The organism is Psychrobacter sp. KH172YL61 (assembly GCF_007182895.1).
Lineage (GTDB): Bacteria > Pseudomonadota > Gammaproteobacteria > Pseudomonadales > Moraxellaceae > Psychrobacter > Psychrobacter pacificensis.
The window spans coordinates 975,524-996,353 of record NZ_AP019516.1; the positions used below are offsets into that span (position 1 = coordinate 975,524).

15 protein-coding genes, 1 other RNA gene and 6 pseudogenes are annotated in these 20,830 nt (G+C 43.2%); 12 read left to right on the top strand and 10 right to left on the bottom strand.

The annotated features are described in order from the left end of the window. Nucleotides 1–181 precede the first annotated feature (181 nt). Complete coding sequence (locus tag PKHYL_RS05135) at nt 182–787, top strand: glutathione S-transferase family protein (RefSeq protein ID WP_240366150.1); 606 nt, start codon at nt 182–184, stop codon at nt 785–787. A gap of 333 nt (nt 788–1,120) precedes the next feature. Continuing rightward, nucleotides 1,121–2,059 carry an META domain-containing protein gene (locus tag PKHYL_RS05140; RefSeq protein WP_071001969.1) on the top strand — a complete coding sequence of 313 codons (939 nt, stop codon included), beginning with the start codon at nt 1,121–1,123 and terminating at the stop codon, nt 2,057–2,059. A gap of 142 nt (nt 2,060–2,201) precedes the next feature. On the opposite strand, the gene ruvC is transcribed toward PKHYL_RS05140, so the two are convergent. After that, nucleotides 2,202–2,786, bottom strand: coding sequence for a crossover junction endodeoxyribonuclease RuvC (gene ruvC / locus PKHYL_RS05145; protein ID WP_071001968.1), 585 nt, complete (start codon nt 2,784–2,786; stop codon nt 2,202–2,204). A 153-nt stretch (nt 2,787–2,939) separates the two neighbouring features. Here ruvC and PKHYL_RS05150 point away from each other — a divergent pair, with 153 nt between their 5' ends. Continuing rightward, nucleotides 2,940–3,560 (top strand): FxsA family protein, encoded by a 621-nt coding sequence (locus tag PKHYL_RS05150; protein ID WP_071001967.1) that lies wholly within the window; start codon nt 2,940–2,942, stop codon nt 3,558–3,560. 113 nt (nt 3,561–3,673) lie between these two features. Here PKHYL_RS05150 and ssrS read toward each other — a convergent pair. Next, a non-coding RNA gene (ssrS, locus tag PKHYL_RS05155) (6S RNA) lies at nt 3,674–3,870 on the bottom strand. A 234-nt stretch (nt 3,871–4,104) separates the two neighbouring features. Here ssrS and gpmI point away from each other — a divergent pair. Then, nucleotides 4,105–5,769, top strand: coding sequence for a 2,3-bisphosphoglycerate-independent phosphoglycerate mutase (gene gpmI, locus PKHYL_RS05160; protein ID WP_083328846.1), 1,665 nt, complete (start codon nt 4,105–4,107; stop codon nt 5,767–5,769). 262 nt (nt 5,770–6,031) lie between these two features. Then, complete coding sequence (locus PKHYL_RS05165) at nt 6,032–7,474, top strand: S41 family peptidase (RefSeq protein ID WP_240366151.1); 1,443 nt, start codon at nt 6,032–6,034, stop codon at nt 7,472–7,474. Nucleotides 7,475–7,556: 82 nt separating this feature from the next. On the opposite strand, the pseudogene PKHYL_RS18575 reads toward PKHYL_RS05165, so the two are convergent. From PKHYL_RS18575 to PKHYL_RS05200, 6 genes and pseudogenes are all read right to left on the bottom strand, one after another. Continuing rightward, nucleotides 7,557–9,261 (bottom strand): annotated as a pseudogene (locus tag PKHYL_RS18575) (sigma-54-dependent transcriptional regulator). Between the two features lie 128 nt (nt 9,262–9,389). After that, on the bottom strand, nt 9,390–9,665 hold the full coding sequence (locus PKHYL_RS05180; RefSeq protein WP_240366153.1) for an ATP-binding protein: 276 nt from the start codon (nt 9,663–9,665) through the stop codon (nt 9,390–9,392). Nucleotides 9,666–9,669: 4 nt separating this feature from the next. Continuing rightward, nucleotides 9,670–10,260 carry a histidine kinase dimerization/phospho-acceptor domain-containing protein gene (locus tag PKHYL_RS05185; RefSeq protein WP_240366154.1) on the bottom strand — a complete coding sequence of 197 codons (591 nt, stop codon included), beginning with the start codon at nt 10,258–10,260 and terminating at the stop codon, nt 9,670–9,672. Further along, on the bottom strand, nt 10,235–10,963 hold the full coding sequence (locus PKHYL_RS05190; protein WP_442966118.1) for a hypothetical protein: 729 nt from the start codon (nt 10,961–10,963) through the stop codon (nt 10,235–10,237). The genes PKHYL_RS05185 and PKHYL_RS05190 overlap by 26 nt, the downstream gene beginning before the upstream one ends. A gap of 11 nt (nt 10,964–10,974) precedes the next feature. Then, nucleotides 10,975–11,184 carry a hypothetical protein gene (locus PKHYL_RS05195; protein ID WP_240366156.1) on the bottom strand — a complete coding sequence of 70 codons (210 nt, stop codon included), beginning with the start codon at nt 11,182–11,184 and terminating at the stop codon, nt 10,975–10,977. A gap of 36 nt (nt 11,185–11,220) precedes the next feature. Beyond that, nucleotides 11,221–11,855 (bottom strand): annotated as a pseudogene (locus PKHYL_RS05200) (response regulator). 433 nt (nt 11,856–12,288) lie between these two features. Here PKHYL_RS05200 and PKHYL_RS05205 point away from each other — a divergent pair. Together PKHYL_RS05205 and PKHYL_RS05210 are read left to right on the top strand one after the other, a co-directional pair. Next, the gene (locus tag PKHYL_RS05205; RefSeq protein WP_071001964.1) at nt 12,289–13,365 is read left to right on the top strand and encodes a serine hydrolase; all 1,077 of its coding nucleotides are present in this window, start codon (nt 12,289–12,291) and stop codon (nt 13,363–13,365) included. A gap of 87 nt (nt 13,366–13,452) precedes the next feature. After that, nucleotides 13,453–14,124, top strand: coding sequence for a thiamine phosphate synthase (locus PKHYL_RS05210; protein WP_240366157.1), 672 nt, complete (start codon nt 13,453–13,455; stop codon nt 14,122–14,124). Nucleotides 14,125–14,150: 26 nt separating this feature from the next. Here PKHYL_RS05210 and PKHYL_RS05215 read toward each other — a convergent pair. Further along, a pseudogene (locus PKHYL_RS05215) lies at nt 14,151–14,479 on the bottom strand (TraR/DksA family transcriptional regulator). Nucleotides 14,480–14,921: 442 nt separating this feature from the next. On the opposite strand from PKHYL_RS05215, the gene PKHYL_RS05220 reads away from it, so the two are divergent. From PKHYL_RS05220 to ruvB, 5 genes and pseudogenes are all read left to right on the top strand, one after another. Then, entirely contained in the window at nt 14,922–16,136 is a 1,215-nt protein-coding gene (locus PKHYL_RS05220; RefSeq protein WP_071001962.1) for a phosphoglycerate kinase, read from the top strand. A 254-nt stretch (nt 16,137–16,390) separates the two neighbouring features. Further along, nucleotides 16,391–16,777: a hypothetical protein gene (locus tag PKHYL_RS05225; protein ID WP_071001961.1), complete on the top strand. Its 387-nt coding sequence runs from the start codon at nt 16,391–16,393 to the stop codon at nt 16,775–16,777. A 378-nt stretch (nt 16,778–17,155) separates the two neighbouring features. Continuing rightward, nucleotides 17,156–18,217, top strand: coding sequence for a class II fructose-bisphosphate aldolase (fba, locus tag PKHYL_RS05230; protein WP_240366158.1), 1,062 nt, complete (start codon nt 17,156–17,158; stop codon nt 18,215–18,217). A 76-nt stretch (nt 18,218–18,293) separates the two neighbouring features. Beyond that, nucleotides 18,294–18,913 (top strand): annotated as a pseudogene (gene ruvA, locus PKHYL_RS05235) (Holliday junction branch migration protein RuvA). Nucleotides 18,914–19,092: 179 nt separating this feature from the next. Further along, nucleotides 19,093–20,072 (top strand): annotated as a pseudogene (gene ruvB, locus PKHYL_RS05240) (Holliday junction branch migration DNA helicase RuvB). Between the two features lie 87 nt (nt 20,073–20,159). Here ruvB and PKHYL_RS05245 read toward each other — a convergent pair. Next, nucleotides 20,160–20,777, bottom strand: a pseudogene (locus PKHYL_RS05245) (FAD-binding oxidoreductase); the annotation flags it as partial. Nucleotides 20,778–20,830: the final 53 nt, after the last annotated feature.

A 20,830-nucleotide genomic window follows, 5' to 3' on the forward strand; every position in this document is an offset into this window, starting at 1 on the left:
ACGGTCAGAGTAGGCTATAACTATGGTATGGAGTATCAATAGATAGGGTGCTCATTAGTGCCACCATCATAATAAGGCGTATCAGCGCTAAATTTCTATTCAATCATTCTTACAAGGAGTTCATCATGAAAAATTATACGTCACCCGTATAGCACCCAACCCGCGCAAAGCCCTTATTTTATTGGCATCAAAAGGGATTGATGTTGATGATATGGATGACATTGATGTGATTGATATTGATTTTGCCAAAAATGAGCAGATGTCAGACGAATTTACCAAAATAAATCCGATGCAGACAGTGCCTGTCTTAACACTAGACGATGGCACCGTGCTCAATGACTCACAAGCAGTCTGCGAGTATCTGGATCGCGTCTATGGTGAGCGTTCTGTTATGGGCAATGACGTGATACAGCGTGCCCAAGTGTGCTCGATGCGCCGTATTGCTGAGTTTGAGGTGATGTATAATTTAATGCTAGCGTTTCAGCACAGTCATCCGTCTAAAGCCCAGCGTGTTGAACAAGTGCCAGAATTTGTTGCGCCATCAATTGCCCGTGCTGTCAAAGCCATGGAGTATTTTGAGACAATCCTAGAAGGTCGTGAGTATCTGGTGGGTGAGCAGCTAAGCTTTGCAGATATCGTGCTATATTTGGGCTTAGATTTTGGTAAAGTGCTCAAAGTTGATCCGAATGAGCAAGGCAAAAACCTAGCCCGTTTTTATCAAATGATGAACGAGCGCTTTAGTATCAAAAACATGGCTAAAGCTAAGCCTGCGGAAATCAATGATTAGATAAAGAGATACATCGCAAGTTCTATTGTTTTTAGATGCTTGCTCATTAAAGATAATATCGGGGATAGCTAATATGTATTAGCTATCCTTTTTTGTCCATGAAATTAACGACATTAGATAGCAGAGTAATAAAAGAATTTCAAACATAATAAAAATCAACATTTTATTACATAAGCTAATAATGCTCGGTCTATAGTGGTTAATTTAACGTGATTATAATAACGATATTCCAGAACAGTTAATTAAATGTTTTTTCAAAACATGCAAGACCAGAAAGTATATAGAAATAAGTAATCGAGAAAATTGATATACGCTTACTAAGAGGTTCGTAATATGGTAGGTAGAGCCAAAAAATCAGCACTGACAACGTTTTTATTGCCAAGTATTGTGGCGGTGAGCCTCATACTAGGCGCTTGTCAAAAAGAAAACACGGCTCACGACAATGAAGGATCAGGTATCTCCAATACCGGTGAAAAAATAGACTCACTAGCGATTGAGGATAGGGCCTCGGATACCAACTCAGCAACTACTGAATCTGGCTCGACGACATTTACTCCCGAAGAAAAGCTGATGAATACTTTGTCTCGTCATCGTTGGAGCTTGGTTAGGGCAACGGATGCCAATGAGCAGCCTATAAGTGAGCTTACAGATATCGATGGTCAGGGGACTCTGGTATTTAATCCAGAAACACTTATCTATAGTGTCGGTTGTAATACAATAAGCGCTGCTTATCAGCTGCAAGGACATACATTGAGTATCGAGGAAGGAATGAGCACCAAAATGTCTTGTAGCGATCTTGATATGGCAGAAAATAAATTGTATGCATTGATGCTAGGAAATAGTGAGTTAAAAATAGAGCAAGGTGACAGCCCAGTATTGACTCAGTTTACCAACGATAATGTCACTTTGGTATGGAGTGGCAAACTCACACCTCAAGCGAAATACAATAGTAAGGGCGAGACGGTATTTTGGGCAGTGAATGCCAAAGAAGTCAATTGTGATATGAATGGTGAAAAGCAGTGTCTCCAAGTTAGGCCCGTCACTTACAACGACCAAGGTGTCAAAGTTCGTGAAGGGAAGTGGAGAGTATTTGCGGGAGAAATAGATGGATACCAGCATGACGGTATGCACGAAGAAGTACTAAGATTGCAGCGCTACCGATTAGAGACTAACGAATTAATAGAGTCAGATGAGACAACAGAAAATGATAATGATGATGAAAAGTATGCATATGTACTCGATGCTGTCATTGAAAGTGCAGTTGTAGAGTAGTCCGCTATAATTTCGTCTTGCAAATGATAAAGTGACAGTGCTGGTACTCATAAAAAAACACGCATCGAATAGCGTGTTTTTTTATTGTCTCACTATTTTAATGCCTATTGGTTTTAAAGCTTGTCTGCTTTAACGCCTATCTTTAACGCAAGTTACCCAAATCTTCTTCGGTCAAACGCCAACGACCTTTTTTCTTAGAGCCACCGCGTCCTCGCATAGAGCTATTAAGTAGTATTTTATTCATAGAATGGCTTGAGTGCGCATGACAAATAGCACAGGCAAGACCATCGGCTGCATCCTGCTGTGGTACGACTTCTAACTGTAGTATGCGGCAAACCATCTCCTGCACTTGCTCTTTAGCAGCAGCACCATAGCCGCACACCGCTTGTTTGATCTGCCGAGCAGTATACTCTGACACTTCTAAATCCAAGGCGACCATCGCTGCAATAGCCGCGCCTCGTGCTTGCCCAAGCTTGAGTGCAGAATCAGGGTTTTCTGCCATAAAGACTTGTTCAATCGCCGTATAGATAGGCTCGTCAGCGTATTTTAAATGATGCTGCGTAATGCGGGTCAATCCATTAAAAATACGCTTAAGGCGTTCAGGCATCTCTTTGGTATCTGTGCGAATCGTGCCTGCATCGATATAAGTGAGCTTATCACCCGTCTGCTGGACTATTCCATAACCCGTCATGCGTGACCCTGGGTCGATCCCGATAATAATTGCCATAGTATTCCGTCTTGCTTACATTTTGTTTTATGGCTTAAAAATCAGCCGTAAGTTTGATAGTATAGCAACCAATCCCCATATACATCATATGTTAGCCATTTTAATTTGCATGGCGCTCAATTTATTGGTTTTTATTTTATAGGACGACACTTTATGGGTCAGATAGTTGGTATAGCCATCGTTTGGTTTATTATCGAGATGCTACTGTGGTATTTGCTTGCTCAATTCATGAGCGGCTGGTGGGTATTCATGTGGTTTATTGTCGCAGCAGTGATCGGTATTTCTCTTGTGCGTAAAGGTATGGCTTCTTTGAATCCAATGGCTCAGCAGATGAAAGCAGGTGGTATGATGAATCCTGCAATGCGTCCACCAGAGTCTACCATGATTAAGAGCATAGCCATGGCAGTCGCGGGTATCTTGCTACTTATTCCAGGTGTGTTGAGTGATGTGCTCGCACTACTCGTGATCTTGCCACCAGTACAAAAGAAACTCAAGGACTTTGCCAATAACTATGTCATGAACAATCAGCAAAAAATGATGGAAATGATGGCAAAACAGATGGGTGGTCAAATGGGCGGCCAAAATCCATTTGGTGGAATGGGTGGTCAGAATCCATTCGGTGGCGTAGGCGGTATGAATAACCAAAATCCATTTGGTCAGCAACAGCAAAACCCGTTTGGTGACGTATTTAAACAGCATACGACTGTTGATGGTACGGCCAAAAACATCCCTAAAGATGTGAAAAAAATTACCAAATCTGCTAATGACGAGTAACGATGATTTAGTCATTCATTAGGCATAGAAAAAGCCCCTTTCGCTAATAACGAAAGGGGCTTTTTGGTGGCAGTAAATACATTAATTATAAAGAACATATTTACAAACCGAATAAAACAACCGAAGTGCCGCTGTAAGATGGTGACCCATGAACCGTGAAGTTCAGGGCGGATGCGTCATCCTCTCTGCAGGTTTTCCTGATACACCGCAAGCGGTGCAGGCATACACAATGAGACGATAGGTACCACATCCTGGTAAAGCATTATCGGCTCAGGGAATAAACATCTACTAGCCAACACTTCAGAATAGACTCATCTTAACCAATGAGATGAATGATTGCAAGTAGGATTTACAGATTGATACGCAGTATTGTTACCTAGTATCTGTGGTAGGTTTTGAGCTTTTGATAACGATACAAACCCCATCATTTTTTAGTGAAAAATTGTCAGTTTTTCAGCTATTTTAAGATATGTGTTAATATATAGGGCTTTCCATACCCTAACATAGCATTGAAGGCGTTCATTCACTCGAGGAGCGGTAATATATGACCAGTACCCAGCAAGCATCAGAATCTATTGGCGACAATCAGGCGCAGCAGCTCAGCAGTAAGCAAGAAGACGGCGCACAGAATAAAAAAACGCCGCATGTCTTAATGATATTAGACGGCTTTGGTTATCGTGAAGAAGATAAAGATAACGCCATTGCTGCGGCAAATATGCCAAATCTAGATAGGATTTACCAAAAATACCCTCATGGACTGATTTCTGCTTCAGGAGAAGATGTGGGTCTGCCAGATGGTCAGTTTGGTAACTCAGAAGTTGGCCACATGAATTTGGGTGCTGGCCGTGTTCTTTATCAAGACTCGACTCGCATCTCAAATGAGCTTGCCAATCGCGAATTCTACAAAAACGAAGCATTGGTTGACGCAGTAAAAGCGGCCAATGAGCTTGGCGGCAACGTACATATTATGGGTCTGCTCTCTGATGGCGGTGTTCACTCACATCAAGACCATATCGAGGGTATGTGTCATTCAGCATTGGTTCATGGTGCCAAAAACGTCTTTATCCATTGCTTCTTAGACGGCCGTGATACCCCGCCTAAATCTGCAGATAAATACATCAATCGTTTGCGCGATTATATCGATAAATTGAATGCTCATTATGAAGGCGGGCGCGTACAGATTGCCAGCATTATTGGTCGCTACTATGCAATGGATCGCGATAACCGCTGGGATCGCGTACAAAAAGCTTATGAGCTGATCACTGAAGGTAAGGCAGATCGCTTGTCGACACGTGCGGACGGTGCTGTCCAAGCGGCTTATAAGGCACGTGAGACTGACGAATTTATCAGCCCGACGACTGTCATCGGACGTGATGAGGTGCCTTATACCGTCGAAGACAATGATGCGCTGATATTTATGAACTTCCGTGCCGACCGTGCCCGTGAGCTTGCCCAAGCCTTTGTTTTACCTGATCATGAGTTTTCAGGTTTTGCCCGTCAAAAGCAGCCAAAACTTGCCGCCTTTGTGATGTTGACCAAGTATTCTGATGTATTGGCGGATAATCCAAAAACCAGCATCGCTTACTATCCAACGTCTTTGGCCAATACCTTGGGAGAGTATCTGCAGGATCAAGGTAAAACACAGCTACGTATCGCGGAAACTGAGAAGTATGCGCATGTGACGTTTTTCTTCAGTGGTGGCCGTGAAGAAGAGTATGAAGGCGAAACGCGTATCCTAGTACCTTCTCCAGATGTTGCCACTTATGATTTGAAGCCTGAGATGAGCGCGCCTGAAGTGACGGATAAATTAGTAGAAGCGATTGAATCTGGCCAATATGATGTGCTCGTTGTCAATTATGCCAATGGAGATATGGTAGGTCATACAGGGGTTTTCGATGCTGCGGTAAAGGCGGTCGAAGCGTTGGATGTCTGTGTAGGCCGTGTCGAGTCGGCAGTAAAAGCGGCTGGCGGCGATATGCTGATCACAGCTGATCACGGTAACTGTGAGCAAATGCAAGACTACGAAAGTGGTCAAGTACATACTCAGCATACGACAGAGCATGTACCGCTGATTTACGTAGGCACACAAAAACTACAGGTACGTCGTGGCGGTAAGCTCAGTGATGTGGCACCGACTATTTTGGCACTAATGAATGTTGATGCACCCACCGAAATGACTGGTGAGAGTTTATTGGTTTCAGCATCTTAAGCCAGTTGTCTCAGATTATCCGTACATCGGATAATCTGTAAAGACATGGCTTGTTAGATGAATGATATAAACTAGAAAAGGGAGGGGTAGCTATTACCTTTCCCTTTTTTTATGATGGATTTTGCTTGATGAGTTGCAAAACTGCCCTAGTTTGAGAGAGGCCTTTGGTGTTAACTTATACGGTAATACATAACAATAACTTTATACATTCTATTATTTAAATGAGTTTTTTATGCATCCTATCTCTTTTGTGTGCGCATCTTTGTCTAAACAATTAGGCCAACGAGTGATGAAGTCGTCGCTAGCGACCATTATGTCCAAACCCGTATACTTCAAGTTTATAGGCTTTAAGCTCAGTCTAGCAATAGGTTTGCTTGGATTGTGTGTTGTCAGTATGGACGCGCAAGCAGCAGTGCCCTCAGTCGATGATGCTAGTCCGACATCAAGCCTACAGCTTATCAGTTTGAATGCCGATGATATAGTGGCTGAAGATGATACTGAGATGCTGAATGCTGCCGACGAATCATATGACTCAATAGACAGTATGCCAGACGAGAGTGCGGTAATGGACGATGATGATAATATCGATACCAGTATTCCATCAGAGGTTGCGCAAGTATCATTGAATGCAATTTCTCCTCAGACATTAAAGACCTTTGTTGCTGTTGTTGATTTAGTGCGCCGTCAGTATGTTGACGCGGTCAATGATGAGGAGTTATTTAATAATGCAATGAGCGGTATGTTAACTAAGCTCGATAGCCATGCTGAGTTTTTGGATGCGGAGGCCTATGAAAACCTACGTGCTTTTACCGAAGGGGACGTAGGTGATATCGGTATCCAAGTTACTTATGAGCCAGAGGTAGGCTATTGGATCATCACAGAAGTTATTGATGATTCGCCTGCAGATAAAAAAGGCATCGCAGTGGGCGATTATTTACACCAAGTTGGTGAATTCAAACTTGACGAAAATCGGCAAAGTAATGACGTTGAGCAGCTATTAACAGGGATTGCTGGTACCCAAGTAGATATCATCACTTCTAAAGCGGGTCGCCGTAAGCATACAACGACATTGCAGCGGAATAACAGTCACCCTCAAATTGTCGAGACAAAACTCGTCGATGGCATTGCGATTGTTAAACTACCTGCATTCCAGAACAATAGCCGTGAAAAGCTGTTGGAAGGTTTGATTAATTTAGATGCACCTATCTCAGGTATTTTACTTGATTTGCGTGACAATCCGGGCGGTGTTCTTACATCGGCGGTGAGCGTTGCCAGTTTATTTATGAATGATACCGATGTGGTACAAGTACAAGCACGTCAAGACGAATCGCGCGTACTAACCACCCAAGGGGATGCGATACTTAAGCCTCTACCTATGGTTGTTCTACAAAATCGCTACTCGGCATCAGCGGCAGAGGTTTTGGCCAGTAGTTTACAGGCACAAAAACGCGCTACTATCATCGGTGAAGTAAGCTATGGTAAAGGCTCAGTACAGTCAGTCATACCACTCAATGACGAGCAAGCAGTCAAGTTGACAGTAGCTAACTATATGACAGCATCAGGCAGGCAGATCGATGTCATCGGCGTTGAGCCTGACATTACTTTGTCAGGAAGTGAGAGCTCATGGGAGCAGGCGCTGGATTTATTAAAACCCCGCGCGCTCGATTCTGGCATCCGCTTCATTCGAAAAACTACTGCAAATTAGTATATTGTTGATAGATTTAACAATATACCGTCAGACAGCCATTGAATCTCTGAAATAAAAATCCAATGGCCCGATAGAAGACTTACTCAGATTGATCTTCTGCAATTTCTAGCTTTTTCATACGATAACGTAATGAGCGAAAAGTCGTCCCAAGTAGTTCTGCTGCTTGGGTTTTGTTCCAGCCAGTTTGTTTGAGGGCTGTGATGATTAATTGCTTTTCTTGTTCCTGTAGATAATGCTCCAACCCTTGGGCTGGCAATTGATCATCAAGCGGTTCTTGCAGGCTTGTAGTCTCATTCTCTTTTGGTTGAATAGGACGATGGAGGGTACTTTCTCATTCGTATCACTTGAGCTGGTTGATGGTTCTGTATTATTGGGCACTGAGCGCTGTATCATTGAAGGGTAGTGTTGGGTATTAGTACGATAAGGGTGCAAGTTGGTTGTTTCTTGCTTGTGCTTTACAGCCGTTATCTCACTGTCAGATTGAAGAGTCTGTTCACGGTTTTCTATTGCTTTAGACATTGTTTTGGTAGTTGGTTGAGATTGGTTTTGCTCATTTGCGTAATGGTTAGATTGTTGCGCATTGCTGTGAGCTTGCGTATCTTTAAGGTCGTGACTAACATCAGGTAGGCCTAAATGACTGATATCAATGTCCGAAGTTTCCGCCAACGTCACCGCACGCTCAAGTAAATTACGTAGTTCACGAACGTTACCGGCAAAGTCATGACGCTGCAAACGTTCGCTGGCTTCACGCGTGAGAGATGGGGGTATTTCTAGCTGCCACTCAGCAGAAATCATGGCTAAAAATGCTCTGCTAATACAGGGATGTCATCACGTCGATCATTCAATGTCGGTAGCTTAAGCTCAATCACATTGATACGATAATACAAATCTTGTCGAAATGCGCCATCCTGTACCAAGCGGCTCAAATCTTTATGAGTAGCGGATAAAATGCGGATGTCTACTGGTACTTCTTTGGTGTCACCAATAGCCCTCACGGTCTTTTCTTGAATAGCACGCAACAGCTTCACCTGCATCGCTAATGGTAAGTCTGCCACCTCATCTAAAAATAAAGTACCGCCATTGGCTTGCTGAAACAATCCCTGCTTGTCAGCCACAGCCCCTGTAAAACTGCCTTTTTATGACCAAAAAACTCTGACTCCATCAGCTCAGAAGGTATTGCACCGCAGTTTACTGGTACAAAGCTGCCATCTCGTCGCGGACTTAAATCATGAATCAGTCTAGCGACGACCTCTTTACCTGTACCAGACGCACCAGATAAAAAAACAGGCGCTTGTGAGCGTGCCAATTTTAATATGGTGTTTTTAAGAGGGTGCATGACCGCAGAATCACCGATTAGCCTAGCGTCCAGCATCTTTTGCTCAGGTGAGGGATTCAGGCGTGGCTTGTGCCCCATTATCCTGATGAATAACCTTTAGAGCGTTTTCTACCAATTGACGTAATCTTGGTAGCTCAAGTGGTTTATTGACAAAGTCAAAAGCACCAAGCTTCAGTGCTTCAATGGCCAGATCCATACTTCCATGAGCAGTGATGACGGCTATCGGTGTATTCGAGCTGTTGCTGATTTCTTTGACCAGCTCCAACCCTGAGCCGTCAGGTAGTTTCAAGTCAGTGAGGCAAAAATCATAAGTATTGTCTTGCCAGTATGATCTTGCTTGCGCCAAAGTATAGGCCACATCACTTTTGATGCCCATTTTAGTCAAAGTGATTTGCATCAATCGGCATAGATCCACTTCGTCATCAACGACTAGCGCGCTTGTTGTCATACATTATCTCGTCAAATTCAATGGCTGCAAAGTATTAATAGCTAGGTCTAAATAGGGGTAAACTTCTTTTACAAAAAAAATTGTAAATCAATCATGTACGGTGGCTATTAGCTACCAATAGGTAATGTTCAAACATTTGTGATTAAGTAGTATTTTGATTTATGACTGGGATTAATAAAGATTTTCTTCCACGGCTTGCAAGATATTTTCAGAGTCAATAGCAGGCGAAATAAAACGAAAACACGTTTTTCATGTTCAGGAATATAGAGCAAACGTGCCTGATTGGCTTCACAAAAGGCTTGCGATAAATATAGTCCCAAGCCCGTGCCAGCTTTGTCTGTTGTAAAAAATGGATTAAACAAATGTTTTAAATCCTCAGTTTTAATACCATCACCATCATCCAATATGTCAATTATAACATCGCTGTCTGCACAGTAAATCTCGATTTCTACGTAAGCGTGAGGGATGGCTATAGCTGCTATAACGCAAGCCATTGTTGATCAAATTAATCAAAATTTGTTCTAACTGGTGAGGATCAAATGATATGGTTGGTTGGGTTTTTAGATGCAGAAAAATGTCGTGCCCTTGAAAATAATTATCCAAAAATACTGGCATCCACTCAGCCAAAACAATGGCTTGCTGAGAGGCCGCTTGCTGACGAGACAGTTTTAAAATATCTTCAATAATACGGTTGACGCGTTTGGTTTGTGAAAATATCATTTCATAGAGCTCATGATTGCCCGTCATGTTGACATTTGATGCATTTGCCTCAATTTCGGTCAAGTCTTCCATCAGTAGTTGGCTGGCTTGTGAGATGGCGGCTAGAGGGTTTCTAATTTCATGAGCAATACTGGCAGTGAGTTGTCCTAACGACGCCAGTTTTAATTGTTGGGCGCTGGCCTGCTCACGGCGTAAGTCTTCCAATAGGATTAATTTGCTATCATCTTTTAGCGGGATGATTTGTACGCGTAGCTTACCAAATATCGAAGCGTTTGCCACCTCTAGGCACATCGTACGTAAACGTACGCGATTGTCCTGTTGCCACTGACAAGCAAGCTTGGAGTAGCTGAGAATGCTGTTTGCTAAGTTGTTGTTTAAAGTTAGATAGAATGGCATGAGGCGTATCGCCTCTCATTTCTTTTATATTGGTTGAAGTGCTAGATGCAGGCAATGATGAATCTTGTGTGATACTGAGCAGTTGGTGGGCCGCAAGATTTGCAAGGACGATATTCTGTTTATCGATGACAATCACACCATTGACCATTTGTGTAATAACTTCTTGATTGATGACATTGAGTCGTTCAACCTCTTTGGCATGACTTTGTGCAACTTTCTCAAGCTGTACCAAACGTTGTGAGATAGACCAACTCAAACCCCCTACTGCCAAGAAGCTTGCTGACATCAGCAAAGCATCACCCAAATTGGCCAAATTCATACTATTGGCAATGGCATAAAAAAACTGCTGATAGATAACAAAAATAATAGCCAACAAGGTGATAACTAGCGCTTGTGAACCATGCAATAGCATAAAGCTAGCGGCGACAACGACCATATAGAGCATGGTCAGTTGTAAGTCCGGCTCACCTGCTGTATACAGCAATAAGCTTAATATAATAACGTCTAATACGAGCCCAAACGCTAACTGTCGGCGCATCTGCTTTGTGACAACGTAAAACAGCCCGAGCAAAATCAAGCTCAGCATCACATAAAAGCTCAGGGCTGTTTGCTGTAAAAAACTGGGAGAGAGGCGCTATCACCGGCGCGTGCAGATATATATACCATCAACATAGAAAATATACTGACGACAAAACGATAACTGCTGTAAATAATGCCTAGTCTGCGCAGCTGCGGCAAAGGAAGTGTATCATCGTGGTGTAAATAGCGACTGATGGCAGAAATGATGGTGGTGGCAGCAGGTTTCATAAATTGACCATGATGACAAAGGAGATACTAAGCAACTTATGGTTGAATCAAACCATGGCGAATGGCCAAATGCGTTAATTTTACATCACTATCAACGCCAACTTTTTCATAAATACGATAGCGATACGTATTGATGGTTTTGACGCTGACAAATAATTGGTCAGCAATCTGCTGCGGGCTTTGGCAATTGACCACCATCATAGCCACTTGCTTTTCTCTATCACTTAACAAATCAAAAGGCGAGCTGGCATTATCAGACAATAAGACGTCCGCCAATTGCTCAGCAACGTCTTGGCTAAAATAGCGACCACCTTGATAGATTTTTTTGACCGCGCGTATCATCTCATCAAGCGGCGTACCTTTTGTGATATAACCATTGACACCAGCTTTGATGAGCATTGAGGGGTAGGGCTGTGCAGACATACTACTAACAGCTAAAATCTTGATACCCATATCGAGCTGAATCAAGCGTTTGGTCGCTTCAAGACCACCAATATTGGGCATGTTGACATCTAGCAATACCACGTCAGGACGTAACTGCTTGGCCTGCTTGATTGCCATATCACCGCTATCTGCTTCCCCACTACTTCGATATCGGGGCTGTCTGACAACATACGGCTAATACCCATCCGTACTAAATCATGATCATCGACCACCAACACTTTAATCATAACCATACTCTTTATCGTTTGTCAGAATGAATGTTTTTACAACGATTAAATAACAGAAAAAACAACGTTAGCATCAGCCGTTTTTGATTCTAAATACAGTTTTTTATTTTAAATACATAGGATACGGCTAATATGCTGTATCAATATCTTCATTTAATATAATAAAGTACAAAGAATCATAACATTCTAAGTTAAGTTATATTGCTGTATTGTTAATCAGTGTTTCTAAAATATAAATCAGTTGTATCAAAGTTTGAATGAAGCTAAAAAAAATCATTAAATCAGTTTGATAGATTAAACTTAAATGTAAACCATGATACACTAAAAATACAAAAGCTCTATGTGAGTACTTACAAACACATCTATAAACGCTACGTACGTTCTTGGCGTCAGGCAGTATGTAACTGGCGTGATAGCGACAGCAGGAGGCATAATGAAGCAACTACTATTAACCAAACAGCAATTGATCGCTGCTATGATTTCATTGAGTTTGGGCAGTGTTGCACAAGCCGCACTTACAATTAATGGTAGCACTGAGACAGCTTCTAGTGCACGCTTGAGTTGGGGCGGTGCTGATAGCTTGTCTGAAGCGCGTAACATCATGTACAAGTCTAGTGGCTCTGCTATCAAAAAAGTCGACAACGGCTATGGTACGACCAATATTACAAATAGCAGCAGTTTTGCTAGCAGTAACAATACCGCTCGATACAATACGACTTATCGCGGCGCATTTGGTAGCAGTGATATGATCCCAATCAGTACAGACTCGCGCAGTGTCGCGGTGATTGATGCTGAAACGGGCGAATCTATCTACGAAAAAGACGCTGACATCGCGCGTCCTATGGCCAGTATTACTAAAATAATGACAGCCATGGTTGTGCTAGATGCAGGTCTCGATATGCGTGAAGAAATCACGCTTGATCCAGAAGACTTTGTAGGGCCTAAGCGCGCCAGCTCACGCTTAAAGTCAGGCGATCGTTTAAACCGTGCCGAGTTGCTATTGATGGCTTTGATGAAGTCTGAAAACCCAGCCGCAAAGAGCTTGGCACGTAACTATCCAGGCGGCTACAATGCCTTTATCCGTGCGATGAACAGAAAAGCACAAGATCTAGGTATGACTACTGCATTTTTCGGTGATCCAACGGGTCTTGATAAGCGTAACGTTGCTTCATCGAATGATTTGGTAAAAATGGTTCGTGCTGCTGGCAACTACGATGTGATTCGTCGCTTCTCTACCACCAAGAGCTATGACTTCTTTGTTTCAAACTACTCAAGTGGTAATCGCACTTATAAAGCCAACAACACTAGTAGCTTGGTTCGTGCAGGTGATTACCCAATCGGTATCTCAAAAACAGGTTTTATTAACGAAGCTGGGCGCTGTGTTGTGATGGAAACGCGAGTCAATAATCGCCCTGCAATTATCGTCATCCTAGGGGCAAACAGCTCAGCAACACGTTGGGGCGATGCTAAAAACATTCTAAACAGCTTGGCGACACGTCGTACCGTATAGACGCGCTGTTTTAAATATATAAAAAAGGCTGTTATACCATATAACAGCCTTTTTATTGTGTTGAGTTTAAGATTAAGGATCTGCCTTATGAACCAGTCATCAACCTCATCTGCGATACCCAAGCTATATTTGCTGACCAATGATGATGAATTTGAATTGTTGTATCAAAAGTTAGATGCCGCCTTATCAACAGGGCTAATCGCATTGTTGCAGATTCGGCGCAAGCAAACACTTAGTCTGCCAGATGGTCACATAACGCTTTATGAAGAAGCCAAACAGATTGTTAAGCTGGCCAAAGCACATGACGTTCCAGTCGTTATGAATGATGATATTGCAATAGCAGCCAAGCTTGGTATTGGTGTACACCTTGGGCAAACAGATGGCAAAATTGGTGATGCTTTGCAGTCTCTTGAATCGACTCAAATAATTGGTCGAACTTGCCATGGGAATATTGAATTAGTCAAAGAGGCAAGGGATGATGGCGCAAGCTACGCTGCGATGGGTGCCATATTTAATTCTACCACAAAACCGAATGCTGATATTATCTCGCGTCAGAAGTTGATTGAAGGCTGTCAACAAGACATACCTATATGTGTGATAGGCGGATTAACTGCAGAAAATATTTCAGAGCTGGCAGGCATACCAATTGCGCTTGTGGCGGTAGTAGGCGATATTATGGATTTGCCTGTAGAAAAAATCGCCGAGCGTTGCTATCAATGGCAGCAGGCACTTTCTAAATGGAAAACACCTGCTGTATAAAATGTGTTCTAGATGAAATTTATTAGCTATTCAGCATGTTCCATACACAAAGTAGCGTAGGGCAGCGCTTCTAAACGTTGCTCTTCAATCGGTTCACCGCAAACCTCGCACTCGCCATAAGTACCATTTTCGATACGACTTAAGGCATTTTCGACATAGATGAGGCTCTGACGTGCCTCGCTCATTAAATTTTGCGCATATCATTTTGACGATAGGATATAGCCTGATCTTCCCAGTGCTCATTGAGATCATCTTGTGGGTTTTGGATATGATCTTCGATTTTGTCAATGCGAGACTCGTACTCATCTTTTAGTTTTAATAGATTTTGCTTTGCAGTGTCTAAGTCGATACTCATTGTGTTCTCCTAAAAAGTTATTGTTATTGTCAACGCTTCTATCATAAAGAGCCTGACTGCTGAGTACCACCACGAAATGTTACTGATTATTGAATGAGTTCAAAGCTAGCAGTTACAACCGTTTCCTATCAATGCTGGAGTAAAATTGCCTACTCAATATTTTCATGTTTTTAAAAATCGTGAAAGTTTGCTTGTGAGCATCTCATAGAAAACTGATAGAATACACCGCCACTGATTTCTACTCACTTATCGGTTCCAGTAACTTGGTGTGATAGTTAGTATAAAGACTCAGTGATGAAGACAGAGAAAGATAGCAAGTGTGCAGTCTAATGAGGCTCATTGTTAGAGCATATATAGTAGATGATAGTTAAAAAATTATCCGTCATATCAATCATGATAGTAATCGTAAATTAATAGATATATTGATGCATAGGAGCAGGTAATGAATTTTTTGCGTATGAGCGAGCTGAACTTAACCGACAAAGTGGTATTGATCCGAGAAGATTTAAATGTCCCTATTAAAGACGGTAAAGTCACCAGTGATGCTCGCTTACAAGCAAGTCTACCTACTATTGAGATGGCGCTAGAGAAGGGTGCTGCTGTTATTGTTTGTTCACATCTGGGACGCCCAACAGAAGGCAATCCTGAGTCTATTTATTCATTGGCACCAGTTGCTGATTATTTGACAGACAAATTGGGCTCGCAATTAGCGTCACCAGTGCGCCTGAATAATGATTACCTGACTCAAGGCGCTGCTGTAAAACCTGGCGAAGTCGTATTACTAGAGAATGTGCGCTTTAACGATGGTGAAAAGAAAAACGATGCGACGTTAGCGAAGAAGTACGCAGATTTATGTGATGTCTTTGTTATGGATGCCTTTGGTACCGCGCACCGTGCGCAAGCATCAACAGAAGGCGTGACGCAAGCGATGCGTCAAGCAGAAAAAACTGTTTGTGCAGGGCCTTTGTTGGCAGCTGAGCTTGATGCCTTGAGCCTGGCGCTTGAAACACCAGCTCTGCCTATGCTTGCCATTGTTGGCGGCTCAAAAGTGTCTACCAAGTTAGAAGTGCTACATAGCTTAGCTGAAGTCTGTACACAAATTATCGTTGGTGGCGGTATTGCCAATACTTTCTTAGCGGCGCAAGGGCATAGTGTGGGCGCGTCGCTATACGAAGCAGATTTGATCGATACTGCGCGCGATATCATGACCAAGACTGAGATACTACTACCTGAGTATGTGGTCGTTGCTGATAAAGACGACATCGATTTTGCTGACTTTACTGGTTCATTGCAAAAGGCAATTGCGACAATCAAGTCTGTTGATGCTATTGGTGATAACGACATGATATTGGATATCGCGCCAGAAAGCGCGAAGGAACTTGCCGATGCTATTATCAATGCAAAAACCATCTTGTGGAATGGTCCAGTCGGTGTTTTTGAAGTTGATGCTTTTGGTCAAGGGACACAAATACTAGCAACAGCTGTAAGAGACAGCGACGGTTTTTCAATTGCGGGTGGTGGTGATACCTTGGCGGCTATTGATAAATATCAAGTCGCTGATGGCGTCAGTTATATGTCAACGGGCGGCGGTGCATTTTTAGAATTTGTAGAAGGTAAAGTGCTTCCAGCAGTTGCTGCGTTGCAAATTAACGCTTAACTAATTAACGTTACTCAGTATTTTCGTAACACTAGACGTACAACTAACGGTAAACATCTAAGGTAGTCTGTGAAAATAATATTTTGACTTTCATTTGGCTTATTTATATCGGTATAGCTAAAATTTATAGTCATCGATTATTAAGCAGTAATTATTTGTTTCTACACTGAAAATTATTATTGCATGTCTCATTCGCACTCTATAAAATAGCGCGACCATGTATCTTGACATGCATTATTTACGAGAGGTTTATTATGTTAAAACGTCATTTGTTACTTGCTAGCATACTTGCTGGTACTTTTGCAGTTACTGCATGTAGCCAACAAACAGAAGAGAACACTGAAGCTGCTGTTGAGTCAGCTGGCGATGATGCTGCTGCAAACGCTGATGCTGCTGCTGCTGAAGTAGACGCTGCTGCTGCCGAAGCTGAAGCTGCTGCACAAGACGCTGGTGCTGAAGTTGCTGAAAGTGCAGACACTGCGGGTGCAGCTGCAACAGAGGCTCTAGAGAACACTGGTGATGCTATCGCTGAAGGTACTAACACAGCAGTTGAAAATACTGCTGAAGCAGTTGCCGATGGTGCCAATGCTGTTGCTGATGGTGCTAACGATGTTGCAGTTGATGCAGAGCAACAGTACTAAGCAATTAAATGACTGACTTTTTGGATACTATTATAAGTCATCCACTATCATAGTCATTGCTCTATAAGCCTCGAAATACTAGAAAAGCCTTGGTGATTGCCAAGGCTTTTTGCGTTCTGTGCTATGAGTATGATAGATAAAATGGTTCAGTTGTCGTAGACACCAATGAGAGAAAGAGACTGATTAGACTGACAAATAGTCAGGCAACTGCTACGAAGACAGCACAATTTTTGCTATAATCACCGCGTGATAATCATATCCCAAATGAGTCAGACTTTGACTGATATATATACAGTCAGTATGGTCGAGCAGATAGCGGAATGATTGTTACAAAGCTGCATTTAAAATACTATTCAAAATCCAATCAGAGAGCGTCTTATGGCCCTAATATCCTTACGTCAACTTCTAGATCATGCCGCTGAACACAACTACGGTGTTCCTGCCTTTAACGTCAATAACTTAGAGCAAATGCGCGCAATCATGATGGCTGCGGATGCTTGTGATTCACCTGTTATTGTTCAAGCCAGTGCGGGCGCACGTAACTATGCAGGGTCGGCATTTTTGCGTCATTTGATTATTGCTGCTATCGAAGAATGGCCACACATTCCAGTGGTGATGCATCAAGATCACGGTATGTCACCAGCTATCTGCCAGCGCTCGATTCAGCTTGGTTTCTCATCAGTTATGATGGACGGCTCACTTGGTGAAGATGGCAAAACGCCAATGGATTATGATTACAATGCCAGCGTCACTCGTGAAGTGGTCAAAATGGCACATGCGTGCGGTGTCTCTGTAGAAGGCGAAATCGGTTGCCTAGGTAGCCTTGAGACCGGTATGGCAGGCGAAGAAGATGGCTCTGGCGCAGAAGGCGTATTAGATCACGAGCAGCTTTTGACCAGTGCTGATGAAGCTGAGCAATTTGTAAAAGACACCAATGTTGACGCGCTAGCGATTGCTATCGGTACGAGTCACGGTGCTTACAAATTCACGCGTCCACCGACAGGCGATATTTTGTCGATTGAGCGTGTAAAAGAGATTCATGCCCGTATCCCTAACACCCATCTTGTCATGCATGGCTCTTCATCAGTGCCGCAAGAATGGCTAAAAGTCATCAATGAAAACGGCGGTGATATTGGCGAAACGTATGGTGTACCGGTTGAGCAGATCGTAGAAGCGATCAAGCATGGTGTGCGTAAAGTAAATATCGATACCGATCTGCGTCTAGCATCAACAGGCGCTATCCGTGAGTTCTTGGCAAATAATCCAAGCGAATTCGATCCACGTAAATACTTCAAAGCCTCTATGGTCGCGATGTCAGACATCTGCACCAATCGTTTTGAAGCGTTTGGTTCCGCTGGTCAAGCGCATAAAATTCGTCCAATTAGCCTCGAAGGCATGGTCGATTTTTTACCAATAAGGCTAGGCGTATATAATCAATAGAATATGCTAGTGAAAGGTGGTCTTGCATAATGAATGGCAGCGGACTTAACTTTATAATAACCAACAGAGGTGAGTGATGATTGGATTGATTACCGGACAGGTGCAATACTTAATGGCGCCAACGGCTTGTATCATGACAACCGCTGGTGTGGGTTATGATATCGAGCTGCCATTGCCGTCATTTTGTCAATTGCACCTTAACGAGCAGGCGAGTATTTGGACACATTTTCATGTACGTGAGGATGCGCAACTGCTCTATGGTTTTATTGACCGTAAAGAGCGCGATGTCTTTCGCCAATTGATTAAGATCAATGGCGTTGGGGCAAAAATGGCGCTAGCGATGCTGTCTGCAATGTCAGCGGCTGAGCTAAAAATGCATGTTGAGCAAGAGTCAGAGGCGGCATTGACGCGCATACCGGGTATTGGTAAAAAGACGGCGCAACGTTTACTTATCGAGCTAAAAGATAAGCTAAAGAATATCGAAGTGGACAACGGTTCGTTTGAGCTCATGCCTCAGCAAACCGCTGTTTCTCACGACGGCAGTATCATTGCTGAAGTAGAAGGGGCACTGATTAGCTTGGGCTACAAAGAAAAGAAGCTCAGCTCGCCATCAAAGCGGCTAAAAGTAAGGGTGACACCTTTGTAGACACTCAGGGGTTGTTAAAAGCCACATTGCAACAGCTATCTGGTTTTTAAGCTCACGTTCCAAAGTTATCTATCGATAATAACAAAATAGTGCATTTAACAGATAAGCGACATTGAGTGTCGCTTATTTTCGTTTTGGCCTCTACTTTATGAGGTTTTGCATGACTTATGCGCAGCGTTTGGTTATGCTATTTATTACCTAATTTTTTAATATAATGATAAATTCTATGATGCAAGATCGCTTAATTAATCCGCTAGAAGGCGCAAATGATGCACCTGATGCCAATATTCGACCAGCATTATTGGCTGAGTATATTGGTCAGCCAGTGGTACGTGAGCAAATGGAGGTGTTCATCGGTGCGGCGAGAGGCCGTGATGAAGCCTTAGATCATACGCTGATATTTGGTCCACCAGGGCTGGGTAAAACGACCCTTGCCAATATCATTGCTCGTGAAATGGGGGTAATCTGCGCTCTACCTCAGGGCCTGTGCTTGAACGTCCAGGGGATTTGGCTGCTATGCTGACCAATCTGGAAGAGGGTGATGTATTATTTATTGATGAGATCCACCGTTTGAGCTCGGTCATTGAAGAGATACTCTATCCAGCGATGGAAGATTTTCAGCTGGATATTATGATTGGTGAAGGGCCTGCCGCACGTTCTATTAAACTTGACCTGCCACCGTTTACATTGGTGGCAGCAACTACCAGAGCAGGGCTATTGACCTCACCGCTGCGTGATCGTTTTGGTATTGTCCAGCGTTTAGAGTTCTATAATATTGCGGATCTCACAACAATTGTGAGCCGAGCAGCACGTTTGATGCGTGTACCAATGAGTGAGGATGGCGCTATAGAGATTGCCCGCCGTGCACGCGGTACACCAAGGATTGCTAACCGCCTGTTACGCCGTGTGCGTGATTATGCTGAGGTAAAAGGCGATGGTAGTATCAATGGTGCGATTGCAGGTAGTGCGCTAGATATGTTGGCAGTGGACAGACGAGGACTCGATCATCTAGACAGACGCTATATAGAGATATTACACGAGCGCTTTGATGGTGGTCCTGCTGGGGTCGAAGCCGTGGCAGCGGCAATGGCTGAGGATAGAGGTACGCTTGAGGACGTGATTGAGCCTTACCTTATTCAACAAGGGTATGTATTGCGTACTGCTCGTGGACGGGTGCTAACACAGATGGCAATTGATCAAATGTTATGACAATGAGCATTAAAAATGCGCCTGCTTCTAATTAAAAGCAGGCGCATTTTTTTGATTATTGCTTTGACTCTATGTATGTTTTGATTTCAGCCGTGTTAAATCATAGCCTGCGGCAGATTTTTTGGCTCGTGTGCCTGTTCTTACGATATCGCCACTTGCGGTCACGACTTCTAGTGCGAGTACCACATCTTTCATGGTACCGTAGCGTACCGCATTGGTGCCCGACGCACGAGTGGCGACCATACCAACGATACTGGCATTGGCGCCGGGATCTATCGGAAAAAACAGCCCTGCATCGCGCAGATAATGGTTCAGTTGCTCACGCGTCACGCCAGGCTGAACGGTAACGGTCAAATCTTCATTATGAACCTGCAAAATGGCATTCATTGCGTGCATGTCGATGCATAACTCACCATAAGGTGCATTGAGCTGGCCTTCCAAAGATGAACCGATACCAAAAGCAATCACTGGCATCTCATACTGATTACAAATCTCGACCGCCGCTGCTACTTCCTGTTTGTCCTGTACCGTTAATACTGCATCTGGTGGCTGATTGGTGAGCCACGTCATTGTATGGCCATGCTGCTCACGCACTGTCGAATTCACACTCAGTTGTTTGCCAAAACGTTCCTGTAAGGCTGTAATAGCCAAGCTATGATCTGGCTTGATAGTATTATGAGTCTGTGACAATGGTAGTGATGACATGATGAATCCTATAGATAATGCGACTATTTAGCATTAAAGCATATTCAATATCT